The sequence below is a fragment of the Photobacterium sagamiensis genome (assembly GCF_050337085.1).
GTDB classification, from domain to species: domain Bacteria; phylum Pseudomonadota; class Gammaproteobacteria; order Enterobacterales; family Vibrionaceae; genus Photobacterium; species Photobacterium sagamiensis.
The window spans coordinates 45,018-70,847 of sequence record NZ_JAKJSP010000018.1 but is presented as its reverse complement, the minus strand read 5'-3'; the positions used below and the strand labels follow the sequence as shown (position 1 = coordinate 70,847).

Annotated in this window: 20 protein-coding genes and 1 tRNA gene; 10 read left to right on the top strand and 11 right to left on the bottom strand. The window is 48.1% G+C overall.

Going from position 1 to position 25,830, the window contains the following annotated elements:
* Window positions 1-430 precede the first annotated feature (430 nt).
* Window positions 431-2,038 (top strand): BCCT family transporter, encoded by a 1,608-nt coding sequence (locus L4D76_RS08320; RefSeq protein ID WP_428440450.1) that lies wholly within the window; start codon window positions 431-433, stop codon window positions 2,036-2,038.
* 389 nt (window positions 2,039-2,427) lie between these two features.
* Here the strand turns inward: L4D76_RS08320 and L4D76_RS08315 are convergent, their stop codons facing one another.
* The 6 genes from L4D76_RS08315 to rpsU all read right to left on the bottom strand — a co-directional run bounded on the left by L4D76_RS08315 (window position 2,428) and on the right by rpsU (window position 8,238).
* Window positions 2,428-3,222 (bottom strand): restriction endonuclease, encoded by a 795-nt coding sequence (locus tag L4D76_RS08315; protein ID WP_428440449.1) that lies wholly within the window; start codon window positions 3,220-3,222, stop codon window positions 2,428-2,430.
* A gap of 205 nt (window positions 3,223-3,427) precedes the next feature.
* A tRNA-Ile gene (locus L4D76_RS08310) sits at window positions 3,428-3,503 on the bottom strand.
* A 226-nt stretch (window positions 3,504-3,729) separates the two neighbouring features.
* The gene (gene rpoD, locus L4D76_RS08305; protein WP_428440448.1) at window positions 3,730-5,577 is read right to left on the bottom strand and encodes an RNA polymerase sigma factor RpoD; all 1,848 of its coding nucleotides are present in this window, start codon (window positions 5,575-5,577) and stop codon (window positions 3,730-3,732) included.
* Between the two features lie 92 nt (window positions 5,578-5,669).
* Window positions 5,670-7,421 (bottom strand): DNA primase, encoded by a 1,752-nt coding sequence (gene dnaG, locus L4D76_RS08300; RefSeq protein ID WP_428440447.1) that lies wholly within the window; start codon window positions 7,419-7,421, stop codon window positions 5,670-5,672.
* Window positions 7,422-7,552: 131 nt separating this feature from the next.
* On the bottom strand, window positions 7,553-7,996 hold the full coding sequence (locus L4D76_RS08295; RefSeq protein WP_428440446.1) for a GatB/YqeY domain-containing protein: 444 nt from the start codon (window positions 7,994-7,996) through the stop codon (window positions 7,553-7,555).
* 26 nt (window positions 7,997-8,022) lie between these two features.
* Window positions 8,023-8,238: a 30S ribosomal protein S21 gene (gene rpsU, locus L4D76_RS08290; protein WP_062691783.1), complete on the bottom strand. Its 216-nt coding sequence runs from the start codon at window positions 8,236-8,238 to the stop codon at window positions 8,023-8,025.
* Window positions 8,239-8,490: 252 nt separating this feature from the next.
* Between rpsU and tsaD the strand changes: the two genes are divergently transcribed.
* A complete protein-coding gene (tsaD, locus tag L4D76_RS08285) occupies window positions 8,491-9,510 on the top strand; it encodes a tRNA (adenosine(37)-N6)-threonylcarbamoyltransferase complex transferase subunit TsaD (RefSeq protein WP_428440445.1) in 1,020 nt (339 codons plus the stop codon).
* Between the two features lie 32 nt (window positions 9,511-9,542).
* Here the strand turns inward: tsaD and plsY are convergent, their stop codons facing one another.
* Window positions 9,543-10,160: a glycerol-3-phosphate 1-O-acyltransferase PlsY gene (gene plsY, locus L4D76_RS08280; RefSeq protein WP_428440444.1), complete on the bottom strand. Its 618-nt coding sequence runs from the start codon at window positions 10,158-10,160 to the stop codon at window positions 9,543-9,545.
* Between the two features lie 236 nt (window positions 10,161-10,396).
* On the opposite strand from plsY, the gene folB reads away from it, so the two are divergent.
* Genes folB through L4D76_RS08265 form a run of 3 tightly spaced genes read left to right on the top strand, consistent with a single transcriptional unit; the run spans window position 10,397 to window position 12,044 of the window.
* Complete coding sequence (folB, locus tag L4D76_RS08275; RefSeq protein WP_428440443.1) at window positions 10,397-10,750, top strand: dihydroneopterin aldolase; 354 nt, start codon at window positions 10,397-10,399, stop codon at window positions 10,748-10,750.
* Window positions 10,747-11,238, top strand: a complete 492-nt coding sequence (folK, locus tag L4D76_RS08270; protein ID WP_428440442.1) for a 2-amino-4-hydroxy-6-hydroxymethyldihydropteridine diphosphokinase — start codon at window positions 10,747-10,749, stop codon at window positions 11,236-11,238. Before folB ends, folK begins: the two co-directional genes overlap by 4 nt.
* Window positions 11,238-12,044 carry an undecaprenyl-diphosphate phosphatase gene (locus L4D76_RS08265; protein ID WP_428440441.1) on the top strand — a complete coding sequence of 269 codons (807 nt, stop codon included), beginning with the start codon at window positions 11,238-11,240 and terminating at the stop codon, window positions 12,042-12,044. Before folK ends, L4D76_RS08265 begins: the two co-directional genes overlap by 1 nt.
* 104 nt (window positions 12,045-12,148) lie before the next feature.
* Here the strand turns inward: L4D76_RS08265 and L4D76_RS08260 are convergent, their stop codons facing one another.
* Window positions 12,149-13,384 (bottom strand): multifunctional CCA addition/repair protein, encoded by a 1,236-nt coding sequence (locus L4D76_RS08260; RefSeq protein ID WP_428440440.1) that lies wholly within the window; start codon window positions 13,382-13,384, stop codon window positions 12,149-12,151.
* A gap of 152 nt (window positions 13,385-13,536) precedes the next feature.
* Here L4D76_RS08260 and L4D76_RS08255 point away from each other — a divergent pair, with 152 nt between their 5' ends.
* Both L4D76_RS08255 and L4D76_RS08250 read left to right on the top strand, forming a co-directional pair.
* The gene (locus tag L4D76_RS08255) at window positions 13,537-15,225 is read left to right on the top strand and encodes an ExeA family protein (protein ID WP_428440439.1); all 1,689 of its coding nucleotides are present in this window, start codon (window positions 13,537-13,539) and stop codon (window positions 15,223-15,225) included.
* A complete protein-coding gene (locus tag L4D76_RS08250) occupies window positions 15,225-16,169 on the top strand; it encodes a general secretion pathway protein GspB (RefSeq protein ID WP_428440438.1) in 945 nt (314 codons plus the stop codon). Before L4D76_RS08255 ends, L4D76_RS08250 begins: the two co-directional genes overlap by 1 nt.
* A 99-nt stretch (window positions 16,170-16,268) precedes the next feature.
* On the opposite strand, the gene L4D76_RS08245 is transcribed toward L4D76_RS08250, so the two are convergent.
* The 3 genes from L4D76_RS08245 to L4D76_RS08235 form a co-directional block, all read right to left on the bottom strand.
* Window positions 16,269-16,886, bottom strand: coding sequence for a TIGR04211 family SH3 domain-containing protein (locus L4D76_RS08245; protein ID WP_428440437.1), 618 nt, complete (start codon window positions 16,884-16,886; stop codon window positions 16,269-16,271).
* Between the two features lie 113 nt (window positions 16,887-16,999).
* Complete coding sequence (locus L4D76_RS08240; RefSeq protein WP_428440436.1) at window positions 17,000-18,268, bottom strand: inorganic phosphate transporter; 1,269 nt, start codon at window positions 18,266-18,268, stop codon at window positions 17,000-17,002.
* Window positions 18,269-18,301: 33 nt separating this feature from the next.
* Window positions 18,302-18,982: a TIGR00153 family protein gene (locus tag L4D76_RS08235; protein WP_428440435.1), complete on the bottom strand. Its 681-nt coding sequence runs from the start codon at window positions 18,980-18,982 to the stop codon at window positions 18,302-18,304.
* A gap of 184 nt (window positions 18,983-19,166) precedes the next feature.
* Here L4D76_RS08235 and L4D76_RS08230 point away from each other — a divergent pair, with 184 nt between their 5' ends.
* The 3 genes from L4D76_RS08230 (at window position 19,167) to glnE (ending at window position 25,750) form a co-directional block, all read left to right on the top strand.
* Window positions 19,167-20,681, top strand: coding sequence for a CYTH and CHAD domain-containing protein (locus tag L4D76_RS08230; protein WP_428440434.1), 1,515 nt, complete (start codon window positions 19,167-19,169; stop codon window positions 20,679-20,681).
* Between the two features lie 450 nt (window positions 20,682-21,131).
* Window positions 21,132-22,733 carry a methyl-accepting chemotaxis protein gene (locus tag L4D76_RS08225; RefSeq protein ID WP_428440433.1) on the top strand — a complete coding sequence of 534 codons (1,602 nt, stop codon included), beginning with the start codon at window positions 21,132-21,134 and terminating at the stop codon, window positions 22,731-22,733.
* Between the two features lie 140 nt (window positions 22,734-22,873).
* Window positions 22,874-25,750, top strand: a complete 2,877-nt coding sequence (glnE, locus tag L4D76_RS08220) for a bifunctional [glutamate--ammonia ligase]-adenylyl-L-tyrosine phosphorylase/[glutamate--ammonia-ligase] adenylyltransferase (RefSeq protein ID WP_428440432.1) — start codon at window positions 22,874-22,876, stop codon at window positions 25,748-25,750.
* Window positions 25,751-25,830 lie beyond the last annotated feature (80 nt).

The window sequence follows — 25,830 nt, the reverse complement described above, 5'->3', positions numbered from 1 at the left end:
AGAGTTATTGCTCATTTATTTATTGTTAATCTTGTTTTGAGCGACTAAAGCTTAAGTGGTGCAATACGAGATTATTGTCACTAGGTAGGCGCTGCCAATGGCAGGGCAAGATCATAAGCTAATAAATTGTAAAGAAACTAAGGTGATAATCATTAGTAACATGAGGAGTGGGCAGTGTTCACTTTTTCAACACACGTTAGAAATGCACAACTGTTTATAAATCTTTCAACGTAATCAAACAAGCTTATTGATGACAGAAAGGGAATATATCAACCTTACCTTGGGGGGGATAGGCAAGCTTTATTTGAGTTTTTATCACGTTATTGTTAGTCTGCGCACTTTATTGATGCCCGCCTCATTTTTATGTGATGGTCATTTCGTTTTTACTTTTCGATCAAAAAGTATTGCAGGATATTCTTAAACAGTGGTTATGAGTAGTACGTTAATTAAACATCGCTCCATAGATACATGTAGTTCGACAAACAAATACAGTATTGGAACCACAGATTACCAAGTCGGTCAGGATAATATTCAAAAATGGGGAGCAGATATACATAACCCCGTGTTCGGCATTAGCGCTGGCCTCATTATCCTCCTCCTCTCTGCACTCCTCCTCGCTGACCCTACCACCGCAAACGAAACACTAACTAGTATTCGCAACAGCATCATGGCTGAATTTGATGTGTTTTTTATGTGGTCAACTAACTTCTTTGTTCTTTTTACTATGATGTTGATTATATCTCCATTTGGTAAAATCCGAATTGGTGGTAAGCAAGCAAAAACTGAACACTCAACCCTATCTTGGGTAACGATGTTATTTGCTGCAGGTATGGGTATTGGCCTATTGTTTTGGGGGGTCGCTGAACCAACGGCTTACTTCACTAACTGGTGGGGAACCCCATTAAATGTTGAGCCATTTACGGCAGAAGCAAAATCATTAGCACTGGCGGCCACGGTTTATAACTGGGGTATCCATGGCTGGGCTGTTTACGGCGTTGTGGGACTTTCTCTGGCTTTCTTTTCTTATAACAAAGGTCTGCCATTATCAATCCGCTCGGTATTTTATCCAATAATTGGTGATAGAACGTGGGGCTGGGCTGGTCACATCGTTGATATCATGGCTGTACTTGCGACGTTATTTTCTCTCGCCACATCACTTGGTCTTGGCGCACAGCAAGCTGCGAGTGGTATCAATCACGTATTTGGCATTGAAAGCGGCATTGGCTTGCAGCTGATGGTTATTGTTTTTGTTACCTTAATTGCAATTATATCTGTTATTCGAGGCATTAATGGCGGTGTTAAAGTATTGAGTAATATCAATATGATGTTTGCATTTGCGCTATTAGCTTTTATGCTGATTTTAAGTTTTGATGTCATTGTCGTATCGATTCCAGAAACTTTCGTTGCTTACGCAGAGAGTTTTGTTGCTCTTAGTTATCCGCATGACCGTGGTGATGTTACGTGGATGCAGGGTTGGACAGTATTCTACTTTGCATGGTGGATTTCATTAGCCCCATTCGTTGGTATGTTCATTGCGCGTATTTCTAAAGGTCGTACAGTACGTGAATTCTTGTGCGCTGTGATCTTTGTTCCAACGTTAGTGACGTTGGTATGGATGGCGACGTTCGGCGGTATTGCAATCGATCAAGTCATTAATAAAGTAGGTGAACTGGGTACGAATGGTTTGACTGATATATCGTTATCATTATTCCACGTATTCGATGCCATGGCGTATGGTAATGTATTGTCCGTGTTGTCGATTGTATTAGTATTAATCTTCTTTATTACGTCATCGGATTCTGCTTCGCTTGTGGTCGACAGTATCACGGCGGGCGGTAAGATTGATGCGCCGGTACCACAGCGTATTTTCTGGGCGGTAGTACAAGGTGCTATTGCTGCAGCGATGCTTTGGCTTGGTGGTACCGAGTCGCTGCAAGCCTTGCAAGCTGGTGTTGTGACAACTGGATTACCCTTTACCTTTGTAATGCTGATTATGTGTGTGGGTCTGATAAAAGGTTTGAACTCTGAACGTGCTTAATATAAGTAATGATTAAGTGGTAAAACTTAAGTTTAAAAGCTTAATATGATAAATACCAACGGTCTCAAATGCATGTTTGAGGCCGTTTTTTTGCTTAGATCACCAATATCGATAGGTTGAATACATTATTCTCAATGGTACTGTTAACTTAACGCGTAGACTTGATGGTCAACAAACCTATCAATTAACTGCAATTTCACGCCATGTAGTAAATGCCGCACATCTTCGGATTTTGTAATACTGATCTGCACCATCATTACTGGACACTTACCTTACCTAAGATAATTCATAAATTTCTAAATTAGAGATGGTGCTGACACGTTTGTGTCCCAAAGTGAGTTGCGAGATCACTATGCGAAGTGTCACCATGCGCAGGAAAGCACGCAGATTTACTGAGGTTGTATATAACGACACTTTGGAAAACTTGAGCATCCGTAGAACTGATTACCCGTATTGGGGCCGCGCTTCGCCGTTCGCAGTACCAAAGCTGATTGGCATTGTGGGCAGTACATGACAGGCTTTGATGCTGATGCTGATGCTGATGCTGATGCTGATGCTGATACTTGTTTGATGTCTTCAATCATACTCACGCACTCATCGCCATTGATGAGGATAAAGCGCTTCCCTTCTGAGAACGCGACAGCTTCGCGGGTATAGTTGCCGGAGGTGATGACAATCATCTTCTGCGCCTGTCGGCTGATCAGGATGCCATAGAGTTCACGCAGTACCTTTACGCCCACCTTTTGGGTTTTCCAGTGTTTGCACTGAACCAGCCACAGTTCGCCATTTTTTCTCAATTCGATATCAACGCCACCGTCAGGGCCGTGGCCGATAGTCTGCTCTACGGTAAAACCTTGCTTTCGGTACACCTCACCAATAAGCCACTCAAATTCTTGCCAGTCGAGCTTATTGATATCCTGTCGGTTAGCGGTAGCTTTAAATTTTTTCTTTAATCCCCAAGCTCTCAAATAGGCCAAGGGAGCCGGGATCAGCAGAGTGCAGGCAACATAAGGGGCAATCTGTTTTAGGCCGCCCAGAAAGGCGTTAGAGACCGCAGAGTCGTTACCAATCAGCATGGGTATTAAGTAACTAAGAGCGGAATATGAAGCCAAGCTGGCGATTACGCTATACCACCAAGGTGACTCAAGGAGGAAGGTGAAAAAGTTTGGGTTCCGCTTTGCCATACAAGATATCCATGTGTGTTTTGTTGCTTATTAAATCACAGCGTGTTTATGGGGCAATTTGTTGTGGCAAAAAATGTGAGTGGAAATGTGCTTTGGAGGGGATGACCGGGAAAAACGTCTGAAAAATTTGCTACATATATGCTACACAGGATTCAGAAAAGCAAAAAGGCTGAGTGGTTACTAACCGCTCAGCCCTTTCTATATCTGGTGGCCCCTGTCTGACTTGAACAGACGACCAAGCGATTATGAGTCGCCTGCTCTAACCACTGAGCTAAGGGGCCAGTGTGCGAGAAATTATATGGGATGACTTGGCGCTTGTCTAGCGAATAAAGAAGATGTTTTGTTTGCTTTTTAGGCAGTTAACAAATCATTGCCTTATACCCATCGGGATAATGATCTCAATGGCTATTACCTGGCAGTGAAAAATGATGAGGGATGTAGAAGGCAGGAGGGCGGAAATAAAAAAGCGAACCCGAAGGCTCGCTTTTCTTATTGCAAACTCAACGATTACTCGTCAAGGAAACTGCGCAGCACGTCTGAACGGCTTGGGTGACGCAGTTTACGCAGTGCTTTCGCTTCGATCTGACGAATACGCTCACGCGTTACGTCGAACTGCTTACCCACTTCCTCTAGGGTGTGGTCAGTGTTCATATCGATACCGAAACGCATACGAAGGACTTTAGCTTCACGTGGCGTTAAGCCTGCTAGAACATCGTTAGTTGCTCCGCGCAAGTTCGTTGCTGTCGCGGCATCCATTGGAAGCTGTAGCGTGTTATCTTCAATGAAATCACCTAGGTGTGAATCTTCATCATCACCAATCGGGGTCTCCATTGAGATAGGCTCTTTGGCAATCTTAAGCACTTTACGGATCTTGTCTTCAGGCATTTGCATGCGCTCAGCCAGTTCTTCCGGTATAGGCTCACGACCCATTTCCTGTAGCATTTGGCGAGAGATACGATTCAGTTTGTTGATCGTTTCAATCATGTGTACTGGAATACGGATAGTACGCGCTTGGTCAGCAATCGAACGAGTGATAGCCTGACGGATCCACCATGTAGCATAAGTTGAGAACTTATAACCACGACGGTATTCGAACTTGTCTACCGCTTTCATTAGACCAATGTTGCCTTCCTGGATCAGATCCAAGAATTGCAGACCACGGTTGGTGTATTTCTTCGCAATCGAGATAACCAGACGTAAGTTCGCTTCAACCATCTCTTTCTTCGCTCGGCGGGCTTTCGCTTCACCGATAGACATACGACGGCTGATATCTTTAATACGTACGATTGAGAGGCCAGTCTCTTTTTCCAGTATTCTCAGCTTATATGATGCGCGACGAAGATCTTCTTCGTAGTTCTTCAAACGCTCGGCATACGGCTTGCCAGAATTCAGTGCTTCATCAATCCATTCACTTGAGGATTCGTTGCCGGCAAAGAATTTAACAAAGGTTTTCTTTGGCATTTTGCTGTTGTCGACACACATACGCATGATAAGACGCTCATTGGTGCGTACTTTATCCATGGAGTCGCGTAGTGAGCGAACAAGCTTATCAAACTGTTTTGGGATCAGGCGGAACTGCTTGAAAATATCAGACAGCTCTTCAACTGCTACTTCGGTCTTCGCATTGTGGCGGCCGTGAGTAGTAATCGCTGTCGCCATTTTTTCATAAGAGTTACGTAGCTCTAAGAATTTCTCGCGAGCTAACTCTGGATCAATACCAGTATCTTCTTCTTCTTCTTCGTCGTCGTCGCCGTCACTTTTTTCAAGATCTTTATCTTCATCTTCAAGATCTGTTTTGCTTAGCTCTGAACCGACGTGTGTCGCGGTTGGTGCAGTTGTTCCCTCATCGTTAGGATCAACAAAACCAGAAATAATGTCGGTCAGACGAAGCTCGTCGGCTTCAACTTTATCAAATTGCTCTAACAGGTGAGCGATTGCAGAAGGATACTCAGCTACTGAACACTGAACCTGGTTGATACCATCTTCAATGCGTTTTGCGATATCAATCTCGCCTTCACGGGTAAGTAGTTCAACCGTACCCATTTCACGCATGTACATACGAACCGGGTCAGTGGTACGACCGATCTCGCTTTCTACGCTAGATAACGCTTGGGCCGCCGCTTCGACGGCGTCTTCATCTGCATTATCTTCAGTCATCATCATTTCATCGGCATCAGGTGCGGTTTCCACTACCTTAATACCCATGTCATTGATCATCTGGATAATGTCTTCAACCTGATCGGAATCAACAATGTCTTCCGGTAGGTGATCATTTACTTCGGCGTAGGTCAGATAGCCTTGCTCTTTGCCTTTAGCGACAAGTAACTTTAGCTGAGACTGCGGATTTTGCTCCATAGACGATATCCAACTTCGGGTCTGAGTGAGAATTTAGTGTGCAGAGATGCAAACCATTAACTATAACAAATTTCTTAATTGTTGACTACATACTAGCCAGGACGGTTCAGTAATAGTAACTGCAACTCCTGCTTTTCTTCGACTGATAAGCCGACGGTATTCGATTTAGCCTGCAATTTTTCGATTTGTTGTTTAACGCACTGGCCAATTACTTTGTCCATTGCGTCTAAAAATACATCTAGAGTGTTATCCTCGTCTTTTGACAGAGGTAATTCCCATGCAGCCAAACGGGCCATCATGGGTTCTTGCTTATTGCCACGCCAGTACTCTAGTAACTGGCCTGTGGTGATATTGGGGTTAGCTCGGCATTTATCAACTATTGATAGCAATAAATTTAACCCTGTCACGTTAATTCCTTCAAATGCAGCCATGTCAAATTCGAGGCTGTTGACAAAATGCGGCTTCTGGATCAGCAATGCGATAACCTCACGCATTGGTGTTCGCTTGATTTCGGGTTGGCCAACTTTTTTAGTTTCAACACCTTGTCTTGATATTAGCTGTTGAAGTTGTGTTTCGTCTGGTAAACCTAACTTTTTTCCAAGCTGCTCACGTAAGTATAGTCGCAGCGTCCCACCTGGCACTTTATCGATCAGCGGAACCGCCAGGGTGCTGAGTTTGGCTTTACCTTCATTGCTGCTGGTATCAACCTGTTGCATCAGGGTATTAAATAAAAACTCTGTCAGGGGCATTGCCTGGCTGGTACGTTGTTCGAATGCTTCTTGCCCCTCACTGCGAATACAGGAATCCGGGTCTTCACCATCGGGTAAGAACATGAATTTCAACTGACGCCCATCGGTCAAATAGGGCAGTCCCTGCTCCATTGCACGCCACGCAGCTTCCCGGCCAGCCCGATCACCGTCATAACAACAGACGACAGTACTGGTCTGGCGAAACAGAGTCTGGATATGATCACCTGTGGTGGCGGTTCCCAGAGAGGCCACGGCATAATCAACCCCAAATTGCGCAAGGGCAACGACGTCCATATACCCTTCGACAACCAAGAGCTTTTCTGGTTCCCTGTGGGCTTGCAACACTTCATATAGGCCGTACAATTCGCGGCCTTTATGGAATATCGGGGTTTCCGGTGAGTTAAGGTACTTAGGGGTACCATCTCCTAAGACTCGTCCCCCAAAACCAATGACGCGCCCGCGGCGATCATGGATCGGAAACATCACTCGGCCACGGAAACGGTCATAACGACGACCATTATCGTTTTCGATCAACATGCCGGTGGTGACAAGTGATTTTTGCGATTCAGGATCCCGGCCAAAACGGCTACGAACCATATCCCATTGATCGGGGATATAACCGATCCCAAATTTTTGTACTACTTCACCGGATAAGCCTCGATTTTTCAGATAATCGATCGCGACTTGTCCATCAGGAGTACGCAGTTGAGATTGGTAAAACTGTGAAATTAAACCCATCTGATCATACAGGCTTCTTTTTTCTGCAGTACGTGGACCTGAAGGTTTGCCGCCGTCTTCTCGGGGAACTTCAAGACCGAGTTGTGAGGCGAGCTCTTCAATGGCTTCGACAAACTCAAGCCTGTCAAACTCCATGACGAAGTCAAGCACGTTACCGTGCACACCACAGCCAAAACAGTGATAGAACTGCTTTTCCTGACTGACAGAAAAGGAAGGGGTTTTCTCATTATGGAAAGGGCAACAGGCACCGAAGTTTTTACCTTGTTTCTTTAGCTTCACTCGCGCATCGATGACATCCACGATGTCATGTCGTGTGATGAGATCATCAATAAATGAACGAGGGATTCTTCCTGCCATACAATGAGTTATACCTGAAAATAATTATGGGAATAGAGTGTAAAAATAGACTGAAAAATGATGAAGGTAAAATACAAACAAGCCGCGCATTCCTGATGGATAGCACGGCTTGTTGTAGAGCTGGGTTAGTTTTAGCCTAGTTTAGCTTTCACTAATTGACTAACTTTACCCATGTCGGCACGACCCTGAATCAGCGGTTTTAGCACGCCCATTAGCTTACCCATGTCTTGCATGCTGGCAGCACCTGTAGAAGCAATTGCTTCATCCAGCAGAGCGGCAACTTCGTCGCCGCTCAGTGGTTGAGGCATAAATTCTTCAAGTACTGTAATTTCAGCCAGCTCAACATCAGCAAGATCCTGACGACTTGCAGCTTCATATTGAGCTACAGAGTCACGGCGTTGCTTAACCATCTTAGTTAATACGCCAACAACATCGTCATCAGAAAGCGTTATTCTTTCGTCAACTTCACGTTGCTTAATAGCAGCAAGAACTAAGCGGATGGCACCAAGGCGAGGTTTATTTCTCGCCTTCATTGCCGTTTTTTGTTCGTCTTTCAGACGTTCAATCAGAGTCATTACGCGATCCTTTCGTTATCTGACGATTAGTACAGACGAACGCGACGCGCGTTTTCGCGAGCCAATTTCTTCAGGTGACGCTTAACTGCCGCTGCTTTCGCACGCTTACGTACAGTTGTTGGCTTTTCGAAGTGCTCACGACGACGTACTTCAGAAAGAACACCTGCTTTTTCGCAAGAGCGCTTGAAACGACGTAGTGCTACGTCAAACGGTTCGTTTTCACGTACTTTGATTACTGGCATGTAATACTCACCTCAGAGTGATTCGGTTTAACGCTGACAGTCGAAGAGTGTCAGCTTATTAAAAATGGTGCGAAATTCTAATCTGATTAGGGGGCATTTGTAAAGCATTCTGCAACCATGAACTGGTTAATTTCTGTCAAGGGCGGTAACATGGCCCACAATTACTCCCCTAAATACCAATCTGACTCGTTAATTGCTCTGAAAGGGCGACATATTTAATCAGGTTGGCACTCTAATAGTATAGAGGTTGTTATGCGTATACTGGGCATCGAAACCTCCTGTGACGAAACAGGCGTTGCAATTTTCGATGATGAAAAAGGTCTGCTGTCACATGAGCTTTATAGTCAGGTAAAACTGCACGCTGATTATGGCGGTGTGGTACCAGAGCTGGCGTCGCGTGATCATGTGAAAAAAACCATTCCGCTGATCAAAGAAGCGTTGAAAAAAGCAGGGCTAACACCTGCTGATCTTGATGGTGTGGCCTATACCGCAGGGCCTGGTCTGGTGGGGGCATTGTTAGTGGGTGCAACCATAGGTCGCAGCCTGGCATATGCATGGGACTTACCCGCAGTCGCGGTACACCATATGGAGGGTCACTTGCTGGCTCCTATGCTGGAAGACAATGCACCTGAATTTCCATTTGTGGCACTGCTGGTTTCTGGCGGTCATACCATGCTGGTGGAAGTTAAAGGCATTGGGGACTACCAGATCCTGGGTGAGTCCGTTGATGATGCAGCAGGTGAAGCTTTTGATAAAACAGCAAAATTGATGGGGCTGGACTATCCTGGTGGCCCGTTGTTATCAAAGCTGGCTGAAAAAGGCACCCAAGGACGCTTTAAGTTTCCGCGACCGATGACCGGTCGTCCGGGGCTGGATTTCAGCTTTTCTGGTTTGAAAACCTTTGCGGCAAACACCATCCGTGCCAATGAGAGCGATGAACAGACCCGTGCTGATATTGCCTTTGCCTTCCAGGAGGCCGTCGTTGATACGCTGGCTATTAAATGTAAGCGTGCGTTAAAACAAACCGGCCTGAAACGGTTAGTGATTGCTGGCGGTGTGAGTGCGAATAAATACTTACGTCAGGAATTAAAGGCACTGATGACCAAGATGCAGGGTGAGGTTTTTTATCCGCGTACTGAGTTCTGTACCGATAATGGTGCGATGATTGCCTATGCTGGTATGCAGCGCCTGAAGAACCAGGAATCCATGGATCTGGCGGTGAAAGCCTACCCGCGCTGGCCGATTGATCAGCTGGAGCCGGTGAACAACTGAGTCATCGCTGCAAGTAGACAGAGCCGCACTAATCAACTCGATCCGGGTTTGGTTTTGCGGCTTATTTTTTTCCAGATTTTAGTCTCTTTACCTTCCAGCAGACGACGTACATTGTCATGGTGGCGGAGCACAATCAGACAAGACAGCATTGCGACCGGCATGGTGTATTCCGGTTTTACCATCCAGGTCAGCATCGGCGCAGCTAATGCGGTGATCAGTGAAGCAAGCGATGAATAGCCGGTAATAAATACGGCCAGCAACCAGGTTCCAATCAGCATTCCACTGAGATCCCAGCCAATCGGCGCCAGTGCCCCCAAAGCGGTCGCAACCCCTTTGCCGCCCCGAAAATGAAAGAAAATTGGATAGATATGGCCGAGACAAGCGGCAATACCGATAATGCCTAGTAAGAATGGGTTGATGTTGAGGTAGTAACTGAGCCAGACCGGCAGCATACCTTTCATGATATCGCAGAACAGCACCATGGTTGCGGCTTTTTTGCCGCCCAGGCGTAAGACATTTGTCGCCCCAGGATTACCAGAGCCTGAGTCGCGAGGATCGGGCATTCCATAGAACCGGCTGATTAAGACCGCACTCGATATGGAGCCTAACAGGTAGGCTCCAATGATGATCAGAAGAACTAATGGCGTCATGCAAAATTCCAGCTGGGTAGCGATAACATCGCTGCCGTGTCATTCAGGCGTTATCGTGATGATAATCACCCGGTTCCATCCCAGATATTCACTCCTGTGGTATAGTGCCACTCCAGGTTGACATGCAATATGATGACCTGACGAATGAATGTCATAATTTTTGACGATTACGACCTGATAATACGCGCTTTTGCTCACATTAGGTATCCGACCTCTAACAAAATTAGCGATTGAACATGGATTTAGTATTTATCGAACATCTTGAAGTCATCACCACGATCGGGGCGTATGACTGGGAACAAGAAATAAAACAGAAACTCGTGCTCGATTTGGAAATGGCGCACGATAACCGCCCGGCTGCAAACAGTGATGATGTGGCCTATGCATTGGATTACGCCGCGGTAAGTACCGCAGTGACGGACCATATTCAGAATGGCCGTTTTTTACTGGTAGAGCGGGTGGCGGAAGAAGTCGCGAGTCTGATTATGAACCAGTTTTCTGTCCCTTGGCTGAAGGTGCGTGTCACAAAACCCGGCGCAGTTGTTAATGCCCGTGGTGTCGGGGTCCAGATCGAGAGAGGCAGCAAGTGACCATCGTTTATATCAGCCTGGGATCCAATATTGAGCGTGAGTACCATATTCAGGCGGCAATGACTGAGCTGAGAAAACTGGGTACGCATTACCGGGCGTCTCGCACATTTGAAGCGGAACCGGTGGGCTTTGCCGGCCCCAATTTTTTTAATTGCGTGGTTGAAATAGACACTTCGCTGGCACTTGATACGTTGCAGCAGACGCTGAAAAAGCTGGAGCTGCAATACGGGCGAGCGCCGAATGCACAAAAAAATCAAAGCCGAACGTTAGACTTGGATATCTTGTTGTTCGGTGAGGTATTACGTGAGGCTGCCCCCGCTGTCCCACGTTCAGATCTTTATAAATTTGCTTTTGTTTTATGGCCGATGGCGGAGCTTTGCCCTGATCTCGCGATCCCGGGTGATGATCGTACCATCGGGCAGTTATGGCAGGTATTTGAACATTCTCAAGCCTTGTGGCCGGTAGAATTAGTAACAGAGGATAATTAATGAGTCATTTTGAAGCATTTATGCTGGCCCTGATCCAGGGGCTGACAGAATTTCTTCCTATTTCAAGCTCGGCCCACCTGATCTTGCCTTCCGAGGTGTTCGGATGGAACGATCAGGGATTAGCATTTGATGTCGCCGTGCACGTAGGTACGTTGGCGGCGGTGATCTTGTACTTCCGCAAAGAAGTGGTGGCCTTGTTATCGGCCTGGGTTGGATCGATTTTCAAAGGCCATCGCAGCGCAGAAGCTAAACTGGCCTGGATGATTGTACTGGCGACAATTCCGGCCTGTATTTTTGGCTTGTTCATGAAAGATATTATTGAGCTGTATCTGCGCTCAGCCTGGGTTATTGCCTGTACGACCATCGTGTTCGGCTTGTTGTTATGGTGGGTAGATAAACGTGCAACTCAGCAAGATGATGAGTATCAGGTTGGCTGGAAACGCTCGCTGTTTATCGGCTTCTCACAAGCCGCTGCAATGATCCCGGGAACGTCGCGTTCAGGGGCGACCATGACGGCAGCGTTACATTTGGGGTTTACCCGTGAAGCGGCAGCCCGCTTTTCGTTTCTGATGTCGATCCCAATTATTCTGCTGGCTGGCGGCTATCTTGGTACGAAGCTGGTGACCAGCGGTGAACCCGTCGATTTTGGTGCGTTAAACATCGGTATAGCGGTATCTTTCATCAGTGCTTATGCCTGTATCCATGTGTTCCTTAAGCTGGTAACACGTATGGGCATGATGCCGTTTGTTATCTACCGTCTGCTATTGGGTGGTGGTCTGATTGCGTTTTTGCTGACCCAGTCATAGCGGTGTTGAATCGCAGTGCACAATTGTGACGACACAGTTTCTTAAAATAACAAAGCCCGGCAGATATTGCCGGGCTTTGTGTTTTGATGGGGACTGGAGCGGCGTTATTGCTTGAAGCGCAGCGGTTTCAGCGCTTCCTCAACAGCAACAGTACGACGAATAGCGAGCTGTTCTTTGATCTCTTTCCCTTTAAAGCCGGCCTCGACAATCGGTTTGACGGCAACACCTTGGGCGGCGGTGAACGCGGCAACTAAAATATCAGCTTGTCGGTATTCATCCTGTTCATGACCTGTTCTGCCACGCGCATCAGCCCGGCAGCACAGGGCTAATTGGTTAACCCGTTCGGGTTTTCGCCAGCAATCTATCTGATCCAATATTTTGATAAAGGTTGCCGGGCGCATCTCATTGGCAAGGTGTATTTTAGTATGCTGAGCACAGACCATCAGTGCGGCATCCCGATAATCATTGGGGATCCGCAAGCGCTGGCATAGCGCCGTTATTGCCTTTAAACCGGTATGGCAATGCGTGTTATGGCTTGGCAGCTCTTCTTCGGGGGTTAACGCCTTCCCTAAATCATGTACCTGGGCGGCAAAGCGGATCGCCTTATCCTGGCTTAATAACGCGGCCTGTTGCGTCACCAGCAATGTGTGGAGTCCGGAGTCAATTTCCGGATGCCACTGTTCCGGCTGTGGTACGCCAAACAAGGCATCAATTTCAGGCATAACGATCCCCAGTGCTCCGCACTGGCGCAGGACAGTCAAAAAGATCTCAGGGTGCTGGGTCGAGAGGGATTTTTCCCATTCTTTCCATACCCGCTCGGGGGTTAAAGCGGCTAATTCACCAGTGATGACCATCTCTTGCATTAAGGCGATGGTTTCTGCAGCCACGGTAAAACCGAGATGGGCGAAGCGGGCGGCAAAGCGAGCCACGCGCAATACCCGCAGAGGATCTTCGGCGAATGCCGGTGAGACATGGCGTAAGGTTTTATTGTTAAGATCCTGCTGGCCGTTATAGGGATCTACCAGTGTCCCGTCGTCAGCCTGAGCAATGGCATTGATGGTCAGATCCCGGCGCAGCAGATCCTGCTCCAGGGTGACATCTGGTGCAGCGTAACAGACAAATCCGGTGTAGCCGTGACCTGATTTTCGTTCGGTACGGGCAAGGGCGTATTCTTGTTTCGTTTTGGGGTGCAGAAACACCGGGAAGTCACTGCCAACCTGGCTATACCCCTGCGCCAGCATTTGCTCGGGGCTGGTTCCGACAACAACCCAGTCTTTATCTTCGACCGATAATCCCAGTAGTGCGTCGCGTACCGCACCACCAACAAGATATGTCTGCAATTTTTACTCCTATCGTGCTGATTGAATAGCTATAACGTCTGTTGAATGACTACCTTTTGCGTCATTGGTCGCTTCAATACGGCATCAAGGTATACAATGGCAGTCATCACAGGTAATTTAATCTGTGTGGATCAGGTACAAGAGTATAAGGTATGTACAAGGATTTTTTCGGGATAACTGAAGCGCCATTTTCAATTGTGCCCAGCGCTCGCTTTCTCTATCTCAGTGAGCGACACAGGGAAGCATTAACTCATATGCTGGCCGGTCTGTCAGACGGCGGCGGGTTCGCGTTGTTGACCGGGGAGGTCGGAACGGGAAAAACGACCGTACTGCGGGCATTGGTTTCTCGACTAACTCAGGAAACGCAAGTTGCAGTTATCCTTAATCCCGCCTTATCAGCTCATGATTTGCTGGCGGCGATCTGTGATGAGCTGGGTTTGAGTTACTCGGAGGAGGCCAGCTTTAAAGTATTAACCGACAAGATTTACCACCACTTATTAGCAAACCACAGCCAGGGGAAGCAAACCCTGCTGCTGGTTGATGAAGCTCAGCACCTGATGCCTGACGTGCTGGAGCAGTTACGTCTGCTGACTAATTTAGAAACCGACAGTCGTAAGCTGTTAAAGGTAGTGCTGATTGGTCAGCCTGAATTACAGCAGTTATTACAGCAAGATCGCTTGCGTCAGCTGGCGCAGCGTATTACTTCCCGTTATCACCTGCTACCACTGACCACTGATGAAGTGGGAGAATACGTCAATTATCGCCTGCATGCTGTTAACTGTCTGCACCCGGTGTTTGAGCCGGCACTGATCCGCCAGATAGCCAAAGCGACCAATGGGATCCCGCGGCTGATCAACCTGGTGTGTGATAAATCAATGCTGCAGGCATGCCAGCATGCCAGCCATCAGGTTACTAAGGCCATGGTAACCAAAGCGTGCGAAGACACATTGAGCTGGCAGCTGCCGACAACTCACCAGAACGGTGGCAGTCGTCAACATGCCGGGCGAAACTCGGGTATCGTACGTTGGGGGGGCGCCATTGCATTGGGGGCCGTATTATCTGCTGGAGTGTTATATTGGCATTTTCAACAGACGGCTTCGCTTACCCTGGCAAGCAGTGAGCAGCTTTCTGCTCAGCAAACGCCATCGGCTCACATCACGCCACCCGCTGAGGTCTTACAGCCTGAATCTCAGCCTCAGCCAATCGTCACACCTGAACCCGTCGCCACGCAGGCTGAAAAGTTACAGCAAGCGATCAATCAGAGTCGCTATGAGCGTCAGGCCATGCAGACCCTGTATCAGCTCTGGGGGTATGATACGGCGCTTAACCAGGCGAATTGTGCAACCAGCCAGCGTATCCAGCTAACCTGTCATCAGGGTAAGACCCGGTTAGAACAACTTAATATTATCAACCGCCCTGTCATGGTAACGCTGCGCGACAACCAGCAGCGGGATTACTATGCCGTGATCTACGCCTTGAACAGTAAAACGGTAGAGCTGTTGTTTGGCGGAGAGCGGATCGCGGTGGAACATCGCTGGTTTGAACGGCACTGGCAAGGGGATTATACCTTGCTATGGCGCCCGCCTCTGGGGAGTAAAGCCAGCATTCGTTATGGCCAGCGTGGCCCAAGGGTTGAGTGGATGAATCAGCAGCTCAATGTTTTTCTTGGCAATATACAAAATAATCAGAATTATTTCGATCAATCGGTGCTGGAGAACCTGCGTCGCTTCCAGCGTTCACAAGATCTTACTGCAGATGGTATTGCGGGGCCTATGACCCTGATGGTGCTGGATTCCGCGCTGAACTTGCCGGGCCCTACGCTGCAACCGGAGAAAAGTTAATGTCGAATTTGCTTAATGCAATTGAGCTATCAGAACAAAGTCATTCGGCGCAAAGTCATTCTGCTCACCATCAGACAACAAGCCACCATTCGGGGGCTGCTTATCAGCCGGCTAATCTGGGAATGGTCAGCTCGCTCAAAGCCATTCGCCAGCCTCGTCGTTTACCGACCTGGTTACTGCCAGCGCTGATTGTCGCCTTGCCAGTGGCGGGGGCGATTGCCTATACCCAGCAGATGCCAGCTACGCAAACTCAATCATTGTCACCGGCGCTAACACCTGTATCTGTGGCGGTGATCCCGGTAGAGCGTAATGCCATGCTGGCAGCAGTGCCAGTCATCGCTGACAAGATCCCTGGCGTTGAATTTCTGCCTTACCCGGATCTGGTCACCGAACCGTTAGCGGTGGGTGATATGTCTTATGCTGTGACTCCTGGCCATGCTTATGATCAGGACAGCCGCTCTTATCAGAATGAAGCGGTCACGGATGGCGGGCGTAATGGGCGCAGTAGCGGTATAGTCGCTGATACAGCCAGCAACAATACCCGTTCAGATAATTGGGAGCTTGACGATCTTGACCTTTCGGAGCTGTCACCGGAGTTAGCGCAGCAACTGAAATCAGCGATTGCCGCGACAGATGCTGAGCCACAGCAAGAAGAAGCGGAAACTGTGAATGAAAGCACAACGTCTGATCACGTTAAAGCGCTGGCCGCGATCACCATTGGTGACTTACCTGCCTCGGTGCAGAATAGAATGCCAAAACTCGATTTTCAAACCCATATCTACTCATCAACAGCGAATAGCCGTTGGGTGAAAGTGAATGGCCGGGAAGCTTTTGAAGGGGATGAATTGGCACCTGGGGTGATATTACGCCGTATCGACCCCCGTCAGGTGGTGTTTGATTTTGAGTCATACCATATTGTGATGCCTGCATTGTCTGAGTGGTAATGGTCGGAATAGCCGCGTCACAAAAGCATTAGAATAAAAAATGGCAGCCATCAGGCTGCCATTTTTGTATAACAGGGATCTTAATCCGATAAAATCAGATTATGCCCAACCGTTATTACGCTTGCGGCGACGAGGGATCAGGTGTGGCAGAACCAGACCTAGCAATAAACCTACGCCAGCGACCATGCCGCCATAAGTAAACCACTTCATCAGCAAGTCGTCTTTCTGAGTATCGATCTTCGCGCGTAGCTCGCGAATTTCAGCCTGAGATGACGTTAACTGATCATTGAGATTAATGTTCTGCTCTTCCAGTTCACTGATCTGCGTATTACGTAATTTCAGTGAATTTTTAAGACCAGCATTTTGCTCATCGCTTGATTTAGTCGCTTCTGCAAGTGCTGTTTTGACTTTTTTAAGCTCCGTTTCCAGTGCAGGAACACGGTCTTTCAGACCAACCTGACGGGAAATGAACTTTGAATCAACCCAGCCGCTACGGCCGCGATCATCCGTGACTTGACTAAAACCGGCTTCTTTATCGGTTTTCAGTAGCGTGACTTTGGTGCCGGCATTCACACTACCCATAATACGGAATTGGGTGCCTGGGCCGCGGTGCATATAGGTGAACAGGTCGTCTGAAATATAACGAACCTGCTCTGCTTTCACGGGTACGGCCACAACAGCGAAAGCTAATAATAAAATGCTGATTAGATGCTTCACAATTTGATCCTTGAGGAGCCTGTATTCTTTAAGAGCACAGATACTAAAAAGATTATCTCTTGGGTGCAAGAAAAAGGGAGGCAAAGCCTCCCTCTTTTGAACCTGAGCCACTTTTAACCAAAGATAGCTTGCATTACATAGAAGAAAATGACTGCAAGCAGGGCACCAGCTGGCAGCGTTACAACCCAAGATGCGACGATGTTACGTACCACACCTAAGTTCAATGCTGCAATACCACGGGCAAAAGCAACGCCGATAACACCACCAACTAACGTTTGTGTTGTCGAGATTGGCAAACCTGTACCAGAAGCTAATACTACCGTTGATGCTGTTGCTAACTGAGCAGCAAAGCCTCGGCTCGGTGTAAGCTCCGTAATACCAGTACCAACGGTTGCCATTACTTTATGGCCCATTGTTGCCAGACCGATAACGATACCGATGCCGCCTAATGGCAGAATCCACCATGCAATGGCACTTTTCGCGGTAATTTGACCCATATTCTGAATCGTTGATACAACCGCTGATAGTGGACCAATCGCATTCGCTACGTCGTTAGAGCCATGAGCAAATGCCATCGCACACGCTGTAACAACCATTAACAGGCTGAATACACGTTCTACGCCAGCATAGCCGTTGCTATCAACAGAGCTGCCATCGTCTGTGTATTTTTTACTGATATATATATAACCAAAGATCATAATCACAGTAGATACAGCAATCGATGCAGCCCAAGCTTCACCACTTGATAGATGTAAACCAACGTGTTTCAGACCTTTCTTAATTGTTACCAACGCAATGACCATCGCAGTGATAAACATATAAATAGGTACAAAACGCTTAGCATTTATCAAGGGGTTATCAGTATCAAAGATTAGACGTTGAGCACTGTTAAATATCACATAGGCAAAAAAGCCCGAAATGAACGGTGTGATAAGCCAGCTACCAACAATGCCTTGTACTGAATTCCAGTCAACAGCCTCAGTACCGACAGACACGCAGGCAAAACCGATGATAGCACCGATGATGGAGTGTGTTGTTGATACTGGCCAGCCCATATAAGAAGCGAGCAGTAGCCATGTACCGGCAGCAAGAAGCGCAGACATCATGCCGTAAACCAGAACTTCTGGTTGGGCAGTATAGAATGACATGTCGATAACACCTTTGCGGATGGTATCAGTGACTTCTCCACCTGCAAGGTAAGCACCTGCGAATTCGAAGATCATCGCAATGATGATTGCTTGTTTAACGGTAAGTGCTTTTGAACCTACTGAAGTACCCATGGCATTGGCAACATCATTTGCACCAATACCAAACGCCATCAAAAGACCAAAGATACCCGCCAGCACCATAAGAATGGTGCCGTAGTTAGCCAGGATTTCCATTGTAAAACCTTGTTATTGTTAAATTCTCGACGTTTATGAACGCGATAGCATGATTTCCAGTCGCGAGCCGACACGTTGTGCCTGATCAGCGATACCGCCAATCCACTCGAGAATTTTATACAGGAACATTACATCCACCGGGTTATATTGGTCTTCGATGGACATAAGTTGTTGACGCAACACAATCTGCATGCTGTCAGTATCATCTTCGATGACATCAAGCTGATTAATCATTTCAGCCACGAGCGTTACTTCTCTGCCTTTGAAACCCGTTTCCAGCAGTTCGTCCAGTTCGTTGATCACTCGACGAGCTTGGTCAGCTGCGTCAAGACAACGTTGGACGTATGCGACGAAATCAGGATACATGGTGGCAGGGATTTGTAGCTGACGACCTAAGACACGACCTGCGATATCTTTGGACAGATTAGCTAGTTTATCCTGTTGAGTTAGAAGCCCCAGCATGTCAGTACGATCGACTGGCATGAAAAGACCGCGAGGAAGTTTCAGACGGATCTCACGCTTCAACACATCAGCATCTTTTTCAAGCTGCGAGATCTGTTCACGTAAGTTAGATGCTTTATCCCAGTCTCCGGCATGACATGCCTCGAAGAACGGAACGAGCAAATCGCAACATTCATTTACGCGAGTAACGTGACGTTGCAGTGGTTTGATTGGGGATTTAGCAAAGAGCCCCATAATTGTATTTACTGGCATAGCCGATCAACCTAGAGAGTGCCTTAAATGGCTAATTCTTGAGCGATGGTCATTGAGGCGCGCATGTTAACGTATAAGTTAGGGGAGGGGAACCTCTTTTGATCAAGGTATTGTTGATATTTCTCACTTGCCCCCGGGCACATAAGGAAATATCCTTGGTTTGCCACTGTTTATAGGGACAACTATGGAAACCGAGATAGAACTGAAGTTTTTCGTCTCACCAGAATTTTCGAATCAGCTTCTACGTGTGATTGCCGATGCGAAAATTTTGCAGCAAAGTAGCCGAATTTTAGGCAATATCTACTTTGATACACCAGACCAAATTCTTCGCCAGCACGATATTGGCCTGCGGATCCGTCGGTTTGATGATGTTTTTGTTCAGACCTTGAAGACCGCTGGACGGGTGGTTGCAGGGTTGCACCAACGTCCTGAATATAACGCTGAAACCAATGGTACCGAGCCTGATCTCTTCTTGCATCCTGACGATGCATGGCCAGAGAGCGTTAATGTTGCTCACGTGCAGCAACAGCTCAACCCTCTGTTTTCTACTGACTTTGAACGTCAGCAATGGCTGATCGCCATGCCAGATGGTAGCCAGATCGAATTGGCTTTTGATCAGGGGGAAGTGAGTACGAATGGTAAAACTGACTCTATCTGTGAAGTTGAATTAGAACTTAAATCCGGTCAAACCGATGCGTTGTTTACGCTCGCACGCGAGTTATGTGCAGAAGGCGGCATGCGTCTGGGCAATTTAAGCAAGGCTGCCCGTGGTTACCGCCTGGCTGCAGGTTATAGCGGTGATGAGGTGAAAGCGTTGCCTTTTGTCGCCGTCAACGCCCAGGAGTCGGTTGAGGCGGTTTTCGTCAACACCTTAGAGCATGCGTTGGCCCACTGGCATTATCATGAACAGATTTATGTTGAGTGCCAAGATCAAGAATCGCTGCACCAAATCAGCCAGGCGTTAGGGTTAATTCGTCAGGCGCTGGTGGTATTTGGTGGCTTGATCCCTCGCCGGGCGAGTGCGTTGTTGCGTCAAGAACTGCACTGGCTGGAAGGTGAGCTGGATTGGCTGGAAGAAGCGGCCAGCATTACGCAGCTATTAGCAGAGAAAGGCCAGGTGCTGAAAAAGCTTAATATGCGTAAGTCACTCCAGAAGCAGCTGCAAACACGGTTTGAAGCGTTACCCGAGACGGATGATATCTTGCGGCTGCTGACGTCGGCTCGTTATTGTGGTCTATTACTTGATTTAAGCCGTTGGATTTTAAGCCGAGGCTGGCAGCCTTTCCTTGACGATAAAGCGCGTATCAAATTAGCGGGCAGTATCAAGCCTTTTGCTGATGGCGTGCTATCGCGTTCATGGGATGAGTTACTTGACGTTTTTCCTTCTCAGCGATTATTAAATCGGATTGATTATTTCGACCAGCAGCCGCGATTATTTCGCAACCTGATGAGCGGGACTTGTTTTGCCGAGCTGTATGATGAAGACAAACGTGCTGCGTTCAGAATGCCGTGGTTAGACTTGTTACGTGGCATCGAAGATTTACGCCAGTTAGAGCCGGTTCGAACACTGGTCGAACAGTACGACGACGATGACCGTAAACAGCTTGAGAAATGGCTCAGTCGTAAAGAAGAGTCATTGATCCATGCAATGGATCAGACGCGCCAGATGGGGGTCGAACTGATCCCATACTGGCCCTAATGTTTCCAGCCCCTGCTATTTAAGCTGCATCCATTAAAACGCCCCGGTTATGGGGCGTTTCTGTTTCTCTCACCGTTCTCTTTCTGCTTGCTTGCTTGGATCCGCAATGATTGAGCTCACCAGAACAGCTGATAAATGAAGATGTCGATGACCACGAAAGAGTGTAAAGATATTTAGCTTGCGGAATAAATATGAAGCTGGTCGCAATTGCTCCGACATAAAAGAGAGTACTCAAGCCACCAGGCTTATCGGATTGAATTCATGTTTGACGGCATCGATCTTTTTCATCATTAAATTTTCGTAATTCACAGCAAGGATATAGAATAGCCTAATTGTTTTGAGCTATAAAATAATTCGTTCAAACTTCTGATTTTGAGCCCTGAAATTTCTGTATCACTATAAATTACATAAATTTTAACGGCTGGCATGCTTACAATACGGAGATTAAAAATGGCAACGATGGTGTTTAAACCATGGGAACAGGGACTCACGAACATTCGTCTCGTGCCTAAGCTTATTGTGTTGATGGTTTTTAGTACCATACTGCTTATTGGTAAGCAGTTGTGGGATGCAAATACCTTCTACCAGTCGGTGGTGCAGATCCAGCAAGATCGCTCTGAAGAGCTGGCGCAAACGAATGCCGCATTACTGGGCACTTTTCTCGCTCAGGGTGAAGACGGCAAACAATTGGCTGAGCAGGCGATTAATGCGCAGGCGAAAAGCTGGCAAAAAGGCGCCTATTTTTATCTGGTCGAGCGTGACAGCGGTAAGGTATTAGGCCATCCGACCGCACGCACAATCAGTGAGCTGACCGATATTACCGATCAGGGTGTGGATTTGCCTCGCTACCTGATGCAACATGCGGGTGCGGGTCCAATTGTGCTGAATAATGAAGATCGCTTTGAATATGCGATTGAATTACCAGACTGGAATTGGGTAGTTGTCGCTTCGCAATCGGCTTCTGAGGCTGAGAGCTATTACCGTGATTTTCTGGTGCAGGTGGCATGGCAAACGGGTTTGATGATTGCAGCTTTCATTGTGATTCTACTGGGTGGTTCTGGCATTATGCTGCGCCAGACTCAGTACCTGGCTGAGAGTATTAAGTCTCTGGCAACACGTGACTTGTCTCAGCCGATTGAAATGGATTGCCGCGATGAATACGGTGATTTAGCCCGAGAGTTGGAGAAAACCCGTATTCAGTTACGTGATGTGATGGGGAGCCAGCGTGACACGTCTTCGGAGCTGTCGGCATTGGCGGAAGTGATGTCTATCAGCATGGTGGAAACCAAAGAGTCAGCCCAAGAAGAGTTTAATGAAATTGATCAGCTGGCGTCTGCAATGAGCGAGATGACGTCAACAGTACAGACTGTTGCGGAACATGCCCGTGATGCCTCCAATACAACGGAAGGAACCTCAGCACAAGCGGCGCAAGGCCAGCAGTTTGTGTCGCAGACCATTGTTACCATTAATCAGTTATCGCAGGATATCAGCCAGTCAGCCGGGGCGGTGAATCAGGTTGAAGAACGCGTAGAGCAGATTGGCAGTGTGATTGTGACTATTCAGAGCATTTCTGAACAAACGAATTTACTGGCACTGAATGCGGCGATTGAAGCGGCTCGTGCAGGTGATGCAGGTCGTGGCTTTGCTGTTGTTGCCGATGAAGTGCGTAACCTGGCGCAGCGTACCCAGAAAGCGACCGTTGAAATTCAGGAGATGATCTCCCAGCTGCAAAACAGTGCCCAACAAGCGGTTTCGCTGATGGAGCAGAGTGTGGTGGAAGCGGCAGAAGGTGTCGATCTGGTGACCAGTGCGGGTGGTGAGCTGGATAAAATTGTTGAGCAGGTACAACGCATCAATGACATGAATTTCCATATCGCCTCTGCTGCCGAGCAGCAAACGACGGTGGCCGACGAGATGAACCAGAACCTGACTAATGTCCGCGAGCTGGTAGAAGCATCAGTCGTGGTCATTACAGAGCTTTCTGAGACATCAGATACCATGCAAACTCATGCCAATGAACTGGAAGGTAAAATTCAGGCGTTCCAGATCTGATTAAGCAATATATGATTGGTTAACAAATCCTGCCACTAAAGATACAACGCCCACCTCTGGTGGGCGTTGTTGTATGCTATCGTAGCAATTGGTATCACATAGCCATTCAGCTCGCCAGGGAAATAATCAAAGGAACCGCTATGACACAACATGAAGAGCAGCCTGATCTACTTTCTGCCGCTTCAGCCAAAGCGCTGGAGAAACTTCAACATGCTCACCCTGAGCTGCTTTCCCAATGGCCGGCAGAGCGTCAAGCCGAGTTGCATCAAGTTATTGGGTTGAGTGATTTCATCACTGGCTCGATTATCCGTGACGGGCAACTATTACCTTGGCTGGCTGAACATGTTGATGATGCTGAGCATGGTGAACACTACCGTCATCAGTTGCAGCAGTTGCTGGCCACGGCTACGGATGAAGCGGGGCTTATGCGCCGGTTACGGGCATTTCGTCGTCAGGAAATGGTATGGATTGGCTGGCGGGATTTCACTGCGAAAGCCACATTAGCACAAAGCCTGTCTCACCTCTCTTTGCTCGCTGAAGCGTTGATCATGGAAGCGTATCAGTGGCTCTACACCCAGTGCTGTAAAGAGTGGGGCACACCGTCCAATGCTGACGGTGACGTTCAGCCGATGCTCATTCTGGGGATGGGGAAGCTGGGCGGTGGCGAATTGAATTTTTCATCTGACATTGATTTGATTTTTACGTTTCCGGAAAACGGTGAGACCCGGGGCGGGCGACGCAGCCTCGCCAATTCACAGTTCTTTACTCGTCTTGGGCAGCGACTGATCAAAGCGCTCGATCAGCAAACATATGATGGTTTCTGTTACCGGGTTGATATGCGTCTGCGGCCCTTTGGCGACAGCGGCCCGCTGGTGATGAGTTATGCCGCGCTGGAAGATTACTACCAGGAACAGGGACGGGACTGGGAGCGCTATGCAATGATTAAAGCGCGGGTGATGGGGCGCGAAAGCTTTACTCAGTATCAGGAATTACGTCAGATGCTGCGGCCGTTTGTCTTCCGCCGTTATATCGATTTCAGTGCCATACAGTCATTACGCCGGATGAAATCAATGATCAGCAGTGAAGTCCGTCGTCGTGGCCTGCACAACAACATTAAGCTGGGTGCCGGCGGGATCCGTGAAGTTGAATTTATTGCTCAGACCTTTCAGTTAATACGCGGTGGCCGCGAGCCGAGCCTGCGCAGCCGGGGGTTACTGGAAACATTATCGGCAATCAAACAGTTAGCACTATTACCTGCCGAGCAAGTGAGCGATTTAGAACAGGGCTATTGCTTCTTGCGTAAGCTGGAAAACTTGCTGCAAGCCATTGATGACAAACAAACTCAAACCTTACCGGATAAACCTCTGGATCAGATGCGCTTAGCATGTGCAATGGGGTATGAGGACTGGCAAAGCTTGCAAGCCGCAACTCAACAGCATATGGCTGCCGTACATCAGGTGTTCGATCACATTATTGGTACTGAAGAAGATGACGCCCAGCGTTCTGCGGATACGCAATTCCACGAGTTGTGGGCAATGGCGAAAAATGAAGAAGTAGTGCTTAATATTCTGGCGGAACTGAATGCGCCGGAGAAGGCCGGGCAAGCCAGTACTTTGCTGGGAATGAAGGCTGAGCTGGCAAAGCGTACGCTAGGGCCTCGCGGTCGGGAAGTACTGGCCAAACTGATGCCGGAGGTACTGGCGCGGATCGTGCTGCGTCCGGATGCGGCACCCGTGTTAGCGCGAGTGATCAAGTTGATTGTTCGTGTCGCGACCCGTACCACTTATCTCGAATTGCTGAGTGAGCACCCGGCAGCATTAAACCAGCTGGTGCGTCTGTGCGCCGCCAGCCCGATGGTTGCCAACCAGCTGACACAATATCCTATTCTGCTTGATGAGTTGCTTGATCCGAAGCATCTCTATAATCCAACGCCGCTGAACCAGTACGGGGAGGAGCTGCGAGAGTATCTTGCGCGGATCCCTGAAGAAGACATGGAACAGCAGATGGAAGCGATTCGTCAGTTTAAGCAAGCGCAGTTGCTGCGTATTGCGGCGGCAGATATAGCCGGTGCCCTGCCCTTGATGAAAGTCAGCGACCATCTAACCTATTTGTCCGAAGCGATTATTGCCGCTGTGGTGAATCAGGCCTGGCTGCAAATGGCGGAAAAATATGGTGAACCTAGTCACCTGGCAGATCGTGACGGCAAAGGCTTTGGCGTGATTGGTTATGGCAAGGTCGGTGGCTGGGAGCTAGGGTATGGTTCTGATCTTGACTTAGTATTTTTGCACGACTGCCCGGCTGATGTTTACACCACGGGAAAGAAAGAGATTGATGGCCGTCAGTTTTATCTGAGGTTGGCACAACGTATTGTTCATCTGTTCTCAACCCGTACTTCATCTGGGGTGCTGTATGAGGTTGATGTTCGTCTGCGCCCGTCAGGTGCATCCGGACTGCTGGTCAGCACCATGGAAGCTTTTGCTGAATATCAGCACAAAGAAGCCTGGACCTGGGAGCATCAGGCCATCGTGCGTGCTCGCATGGTGTATGGTGATGCGCCTTTGCAGCAGGGTTTTGTTGATGTTCGCCGGCAGATCCTGATGCAATGCCGGGAGCCGCAGCAGCTGCAGAGTGATGTGGTGGCGATGCGCCACAAAATGCGTGAGCATATGGGCAGTAAGAAAGCCGGCATGTTTGGTCTGAAGCAAGATAAAGGCGGAATTACCGATATCGAATTTATTGCTCAGTACCTGGTTTTGCAACATGCCAGCCAAGAGCAGGCGTTAACCCGCTGGTCTGATAATGTGCGTATTTTCGATACCATGGCTGAATATGAGATCCTGAGTCTGTCTCAGGCCACTGCACTCAAGCAGGCCTATTGCAGCATGCGAGATGAAATTCATCGCCTGAATTTATTGGGCTTACCTGCCTACGTGGATGAGCAGCAATTTGGCGCAGAGCGTGAGGTTGTCCAGCAGATCTGGCAGCAGTACCTGGAGCCACCGGCACCGGCTGAGTGATTAATCAGATGAAAGCCATCATGATTAACAGTTGCAATCTGTTTGTGGGTATACCTTTATGTTAATATCTGGCCGTTTTC

Bases quoted from the DNA above. Each gene is read 5' to 3' on its own strand.
- L4D76_RS08320 (WP_428440450.1), top strand. From the start codon at position 431: ATGAGTAGTACGTTAATTAAACATCGCTCCATAGATACATGTAGTTCG.
- L4D76_RS08315 (WP_428440449.1), bottom strand. From the start codon at position 3,222: ATGGCAAAGCGGAACCCAAACTTTTTCACCTTCCTCCTTGAGTCACCT.
- rpoD (WP_428440448.1), bottom strand. From the start codon at position 5,577: ATGGAGCAAAATCCGCAGTCTCAGCTAAAGTTACTTGTCGCTAAAGGC.
- dnaG (WP_428440447.1), bottom strand. From the start codon at position 7,421: ATGGCAGGAAGAATCCCTCGTTCATTTATTGATGATCTCATCACACGA.
- L4D76_RS08295 (WP_428440446.1), bottom strand. From the start codon at position 7,996: ATGACTCTGATTGAACGTCTGAAAGACGAACAAAAAACGGCAATGAAG.
- rpsU (WP_062691783.1), bottom strand. From the start codon at position 8,238: ATGCCAGTAATCAAAGTACGTGAAAACGAACCGTTTGACGTAGCACTA.
- tsaD (WP_428440445.1), top strand. From the start codon at position 8,491: ATGCGTATACTGGGCATCGAAACCTCCTGTGACGAAACAGGCGTTGCA.
- plsY (WP_428440444.1), bottom strand. From the start codon at position 10,160: ATGACGCCATTAGTTCTTCTGATCATCATTGGAGCCTACCTGTTAGGC.
- folB (WP_428440443.1), top strand. From the start codon at position 10,397: ATGGATTTAGTATTTATCGAACATCTTGAAGTCATCACCACGATCGGG.
- L4D76_RS08265 (WP_428440441.1), top strand. From the start codon at position 11,238: ATGAGTCATTTTGAAGCATTTATGCTGGCCCTGATCCAGGGGCTGACA.
- L4D76_RS08255 (WP_428440439.1), top strand. From the start codon at position 13,537: ATGTACAAGGATTTTTTCGGGATAACTGAAGCGCCATTTTCAATTGTG.
- L4D76_RS08250 (WP_428440438.1), top strand. From the start codon at position 15,225: ATGTCGAATTTGCTTAATGCAATTGAGCTATCAGAACAAAGTCATTCG.
- L4D76_RS08240 (WP_428440436.1), bottom strand. From the start codon at position 18,268: ATGGAAATCCTGGCTAACTACGGCACCATTCTTATGGTGCTGGCGGGT.
- L4D76_RS08235 (WP_428440435.1), bottom strand. From the start codon at position 18,982: ATGCCAGTAAATACAATTATGGGGCTCTTTGCTAAATCCCCAATCAAA.
- L4D76_RS08230 (WP_428440434.1), top strand. From the start codon at position 19,167: ATGGAAACCGAGATAGAACTGAAGTTTTTCGTCTCACCAGAATTTTCG.
- L4D76_RS08225 (WP_428440433.1), top strand. From the start codon at position 21,132: ATGGCAACGATGGTGTTTAAACCATGGGAACAGGGACTCACGAACATT.
- glnE (WP_428440432.1), top strand. From the start codon at position 22,874: ATGACACAACATGAAGAGCAGCCTGATCTACTTTCTGCCGCTTCAGCC.